5 protein-coding genes are annotated in these 6014 nt (G+C 72.2%); all 5 read right to left on the reverse strand.

The window, feature by feature from the left end; translation table 11 throughout:
• Window positions 1-203: hypothetical protein (locus ACYVE9_RS13085; protein ID WP_461027987.1), on the reverse strand; the 203-nt coding region annotated here is incomplete at its 3' end.
• 157 nt (window positions 204-360) lie between these two features.
• Window positions 361-2616, reverse strand: coding sequence for a beta-xylosidase/alpha-l-arabinosidase (locus ACYVE9_RS13090; protein WP_461027988.1), 2256 nt, complete (start codon window positions 2614-2616; stop codon window positions 361-363).
• A gap of 45 nt (window positions 2617-2661) precedes the next feature.
• Window positions 2662-3504, reverse strand: a complete 843-nt coding sequence (locus ACYVE9_RS13095; RefSeq protein ID WP_461027989.1) for a carbohydrate ABC transporter permease — start codon at window positions 3502-3504, stop codon at window positions 2662-2664.
• On the reverse strand, window positions 3501-4361 hold the full coding sequence (locus ACYVE9_RS13100; protein ID WP_461027990.1) for a carbohydrate ABC transporter permease: 861 nt from the start codon (window positions 4359-4361) through the stop codon (window positions 3501-3503). The genes ACYVE9_RS13095 and ACYVE9_RS13100 overlap by 4 nt, the downstream gene beginning before the upstream one ends.
• 41 nt (window positions 4362-4402) lie before the next feature.
• Entirely contained in the window at window positions 4403-5740 is a 1338-nt protein-coding gene (locus ACYVE9_RS13105; protein ID WP_461027991.1) for an extracellular solute-binding protein, read from the reverse strand.
• Between the last annotated feature and the right edge of the window lie 274 nt (window positions 5741-6014).

Raw genomic sequence — 6014 nt, forward strand, 5'->3', positions numbered from 1 at the left:
GCCGCCGCGGCCACCGGCGCGAAGAGGCAGCCCAGCGCCAGCGCCGCCGGCCAGGACCTGTCCAGGGCGGCGTGCTGGAACCACGCCATCAGGGCGCCCAGCACGACGCCCAACCACAGCAGTCGCATCCACAACGCGCGTCGGCGTCCGGGGCCGCCGTGGGGCGCGGGCCCGTGCCGGTCTGTCAGTCCGCTTTGGTACATGCTGCCCGGATACCCGCTGACACGGCATGTATGGAGACCGGGCCTCGGGGCGGGGGCGTCGAGGTGGCGGCCCGATGGCCTTCCGGCCCGGAGCCGCCGGCCCGGGGACCACTCGGGTGGCGGTCGGGGTGCCGTAACGCACCCCGACCCGGCCCGCTCAGGTCGGGACCGGCACGACCTCCGCCGCGCAGGTCATCGTCCGGTCGTGGCCGACGGCCCGCAGCTCGCCGGTCAGCGTGATCGGCACCCGCTGCCGGACGTCGGCGCTGGAGGCGGCCAGCCGGAGTTCCAGTTCCCCCGGTTCCACCACGCGTCGCTCCGCCGAGAGGCTGTACGCGGTGAGGTCGGCGTGGAAGGCGAACCGCACCTCGGCCTCCGCTCCCGGCTCCAACGGCACCCGGGCGTAGCCGATGAGGCGGTCGACCGGCCTGACCGTGAGCGCCACCGGATCGTGCAGGTAGAGCTGGACCACCTCGGTTCCCGGCCGCGGACCGGTGTTGCGCACTCTCAGCCGCACGGTGGTGCCGCCGTCCACCGGCACGGCGGTCCGGTCTGCGGACGCCGGCCCCCAGTCGAAGGAGGTGTAGGACAGACCGTGCCCGAACGGGTACAGCGGGGTCGGGTCGATGCTGCTGGCGTCCCCCGCCAGTCCGAGTGGCGGTTGCAGGTACGTCCACGGCTGTCCGCCCGGTCGGCGCGGCACGCTCACCGGGAGCCGACCGGACGGCTCCACCCGGCCGGTGAGCACGCCTGCTGTCGCGGGCCCGCCCTCCTCGCCGGGGAAGAAGGCCTGCACGACCGCGGCGAGCCGGTCGTGCCAGCGGCCCAGCGCGTAGGGGCGGCCGGTGAGCAGGACCAGCACCACCGGGGTCTCGGTCGCCGCCAGCAACTCGTCCAGCCAGGCCGCCTGTCCGTCGGGCAGCGTCAGGTCCTCGGCGTCGCACCCCTCCCCCGAGGTGCCGCGCCCGAAGAGCCCGGCCCGGTCGCCGAGCACGGCGACCGTCACATCGGCGTCCGCCGGGCCCGCCACCAGTCCTTCCGGGGGGAGTTCCGCGCGCAGGGCGGCGAGCACGGTCGGCACGTCGACGCCGAGCGGCAGGTCCGGATGCTCCACGCCGACGTGCCGCGGGAACGTGTAGCAGCCGAGCATGCCGGCCGGGTCGTCGGCCAGCGGGCCCACTACCGCGACGCGGGCGCCTTGGGCCAGCGGCAGGGTGTTGTCCCGGTTGGCCAGGACCACCACGGACTGCTCGGCGAGACGTCGCGCCAGTGCGCGCATGGCGGGCGGGTCGAGGTCGACGGGGCCGGCCGGTGGTGCGGAGGCCCGGCCGTCACCGTCCAGCAGTCCCGCCTCCGCCTTCTGCCGGAGCACGCGGAGGGCGGCCCGGTCGACGAGTCGCTCGGGCACGTCGCCGGAGCGGACGGCCTTCAGCAGCGGCTCACCGTAGCAGCGCCGCGCGGGCAGTTCGACGTCCACGCCGGCCGCGAGCGCGAGGGCGGCGGCACCGGCGGGTGAGTCGGCTACGCGGTGGCTGAGTTCGAGGAAGGAGACGCCGAAGTAGTCCGCGACGACGGTGCCGGTGAAGCCCCAGCGTTCGCGCAGCAGGCCGGTGAGCAGTTCGCTGTGGGCCGCGGCGGGGACCCCGTCGATGTCGTTGTAGGCGTGCATCACCGAGCGAGCGCCGCCGTCCCGCAGCGCCATCTCGAACGGTGGCAGCACGGTGTCGGCGAGTTGGCGCGGGCCGAGGTCGACCGGCGCGTGGTTGCGGGCGCCGCGCGAGGCGGCGTGGCCGGCGAAGTGCTTGAGCGTGGCGACGATCCCGGCGGACTCCAGCCCGGCGACGTAGGCGGTGCCGATGGTGGCGACCAGGTAGGGGTCCTCGGAGATGGTCTCCTCGGCCCGGCCCCAGCGCGGTTCCCGCAGCACGTCCAGCACCCCGGCCAGGCCCTGGTGGACGCCGACGGCACGCATCGAGGCGCCGATCGCCGCGGCGCACCGGCGGACCAGGTCCGGGTCGAAGGAGGCGCCCCAGGACGGCGGAGCCGGGAAGACGGTGGCCTGCCAGGCGGCGAAGCCGGTCAGGCACTCCTCGTGGGCGAGCGCGGGTATGCCGAACCGGTTGTCGGCGGCGGTGTGCCGCTGGAACTCGGCGAGGGAGCGGGCGCCTTCGGCGGGGTCCACCGGTCGTGTGCCGAAGGGGCGGGTGAGTTGACCGGTGCCGATGGGCAGGGCGTCGGGGCCGGCGGTGGTGCCCATCTCGTGCTGGAGCGGGGCGACGTCCGCCGCGCCCTGGTCGGAACCGGGCCAGGAACCCGACAGTTGGGCGAGCTTCTCCTCCAGTGTCATCCGGGCGAGCAGGTCGGCTGCGCGCTCCTCGGGCGGCCGGGACGGGTCCTGCCAAGGGTGGGGCATGGGTCTCCTAGCGGACGGGGCGGGCCTGCGGGGGGGCGGGGCGGTTCAGCGCCCGCCGACGCCCATCAGGCCGCTGACGAGCTGGCGGCGGGCGAAGAGGTACACGACGAAGATGGGCACGATGGACAGCACCACGGCCGCGAGCAGGGCGGGAATGTCGACCCGGAACTGGCCGACGTAGTCGTAGAGTCCGAGGGTGAGCACGCGGCTGCTCGTGGACTGGGTGAGGATCAGCGGGAACAGGAAGTTGTTCCAGGCCTGGAGAGCTGAGTAGACCGCGACGGTGGAGATGCCGGCGCGGGACAGCGGCAGCACCAGCCGCAGCAGTACCCGCAGTTGGCCGGCGCCCTCCAGCGTCATCGACTCGTACAGTTCCTCGTCGATGTCCCGCATGGTCCCGGCCAGGATCAACACGCTCACCGGCAGCGCGAAGGCCGCGGTGGGCAGCACGACCGCCCAGAGGCTGTCGTAGAGGTGCAGTTGGGTGATGAGCAGGTACACCGGGATGATGACCGCCTGCGCCGGGATGGCCAGACCCAGCAGGAAGAACCGGAACACCTGCTGGGAGGTGCGGCTCAGGGTCCGCACCACGGTGTAGCCGACGCTGACCGACAGCACGACGACGATCACGGCACAGCCGACGGTGACCAGCGCGGTGTTGAGCAGGTAGGTGAGGAAGTCGCCCGCCAGCACCCGCCGGTAGTTGTCCAGCGTGGGTTCGGTGGGCAGGGCGAGCGATCCGTGGTCGAAGTAGGCGTCCCGGGTCTGGAACGTGGAGGCGAGCAGCACGTACAGCGGCAGCCCGACCACGACCAGCCAGAACGCGGCGGCGACACCGGCGGGCACGTTGTGGCGACGCAGGAACGCGCGGTGGGACGGCCCGCTCACATGCCCTCCCTGGTGCTGCGCATGGCACTGAAGCCGGTGAGGCGGACGAGGACCAGCGAGACGGCGGTGGCGACACCGACCAGGGTGGTGGCGACGGCGCTGGCGTAGCCCATGTCGTACGCCTGGAAGCCGCTCTTGTACATCAGGTAGGGCACGATGGTGGTGTCCGTTCCGGGGCCGCCCTCGGTGAGGATGAGCACGGTGTCGAAGAAGGTGAGCGCGCCGACGACCATCAGCACCGACGAGGTGACGAGGGTGTTGCGCAGCTGCGGCAGCGTGATGGTGAAGAACTGCCGGACGGTGCCGGCACCGTCGATCGAGGCGGCGTCGTAGAGCGAGCGGGGGATCTGGCGGGCGCCGCCCTGGTAGAGCAGCGTGTGGAACGGGATGAACTGCCAGGCGGCGACGAACGCGACGGCCGCGAAGGCCCCGCGGGAGCTGCCGAGCAGGTTGCCGTCCTCGAAGCCGAGCCAGGGACCGAGGTCGGCGATCAGCCCGAAGTTGGGGTCGAGCAGTGACTTCCAGAGCAGGGCCAGGGCCACGGACGAGGCCAGCAGCGGCAGGAAGAACACGGCGGTCAGCACCGCGCGGTGCCGCTGCCGACCGGCCGCCCAGACACCGAGCAGCAGCGCGACGGGCGTCTGCACCAGCCAGCTCACCGCGGTGAGCGCGAGGCTCAGCGTCACGGCCTGGCGCATGACGGGGTCGGCCCACAGCCGCTCCCAGTTGTCGGTGCCGCTCCAGCCGGGAAAGCCGCCGAGTCCGTCCCAGTCGGTGAAGGAGAGGTATCCGACGAGCAGCATCGGACCGACGGCGAAGAGCAGGAAGAACAGCACCCCGGGGGCCGCCCAGAACACGCTCGGACGGCCCACGCGGACTGCGGGCGGAGACTGTTCCCTCACTTCACGGCCTTCATCGCGTCGACGAACCCCTGCGGCGTGAGTTGCTCGTTGAACAGCTTCTGGATGTTGTCGAGCATGGGTGCCGCCTGTCGGGTGGGCAGCGCCTGGTCCCAGGACAGGGTGAAGTGAGGTGCCTCGGTGACCAACGTGTACTGGAACCGGGCGTAGTCGGGGGCGCTGTGCTCGTCGAGCAGCTTCTCGGCGCCCGTCGTGGCGGGCACGTCACCGTTGTCGACGAGTGCCTTCGCGTACTGCTCGTCCCCGGAGAGCCGCAGGAAGTCCAGGGCGGCCTCCCGGCGTTCGCCGGTCACCCGGGAGTTGATCGACCAGTAGTTGGTCGGGTTGCCGACGACGTTCGCCGGGTCGCCGGTGCCGCCGGGCACCTCGGGGAACGCCGACCAGCCCAGGCCGTTCTCGGCGAACTCCGGCTGGTTGGCCTGCTGGTTGGCGTACTCCCAGCTGCCCATGAGGTGCATGGCGGCCCGGCCCTTGGCGAACAGCGTGGAGGCGCCGTCGGCGGTGTAGTTGACGGACTTGTAGTTGGTGCCGAAAGCCCCGCGGTCGACGAGTTCCCGGACCAGGCCGGCGGCCTTGAGCACCGCCGGGTCCTCCCAGGCGCCCGGCTCGCCGTCCTGGATGCGGCGGAACACCTCGGCGCCGCCCGAGCGGTCCAGCAGGTACTCCAGCCACATCAGTTCGGTCCAGGCGTCGGAGCCGGCGAGGGCGAAGGGGGTGACGCCCTCGTCCTTGAAGGTGTCGATGAGCGCCAGCAGGTCCTCCCACGAGGTGGGCGGCTCCGCACCCGCCTTCTCGAACACCTCCTTGTTGTGGAACAGCACCACGGGCTGCATGCCGCGCATCGGAGTGCCGTAGTAGCGGCCGTCGACCCGGCCGGCGTCGAGAATGGCGGGCACGAACGCCTGCTTGAGTTCGCTGTCCTCCTCCAGCACGGGAGTCAGGTCGACGAGCATGTCCTTCTCGACGAAGTCGCTGATGCTGCCGCCTCCCCAGTTGAAGAACACGTCCGGGGCGTTGGGTGTGCCCATGGCGCTGCGCATCTTGTCCTGGTAGCCCTCCCCCGGGACCTCGACGAGTTCGGCCTTGATGTCGGACTGCTTGTTGAACCGCTCGACCGCCTGGCGCTGCACCTCGGTGGAGGCGTCCTGGTAGACCCAGACCTCCAGGGTGTCCTCGGCGCCCTCACCCGGCCCGCCGCTGCCGCAGGCACCGGCCGTCACGGCGACGAACGCCGCAGCGACGGCCCAGGTGAGTCCGCGGCGCCTGGCTCGCCGTCCGCGGGCCGGTGGGACAGGGGTCCGCACAACTCTGCGCATCGCACACCTTCCGGAAGATTTCCGAAAACTATCGGGCTGATGCGTGGAAGTTACGGAGGCGTCGCGAGGCTGTCAACGGGCCTGACAAAAAGCACCGCTCCGGGAGCGGGAAATTTCCCCGAGCGCGGGCCCCGGGCCCCCAACCGGCCACGCACCACGGGCCACTTACCGGACGGGAGCGGACGAAAGGCCAGCGGCCGGGCACGCCGACGCCGCCCGGGAACGGCGGGTCCGGGCGGGCCCGTCCGGGACGCGGGAGAGCAAGGGCGGCCCG

This window comes from Streptomyces sparsus (assembly GCF_054776295.1).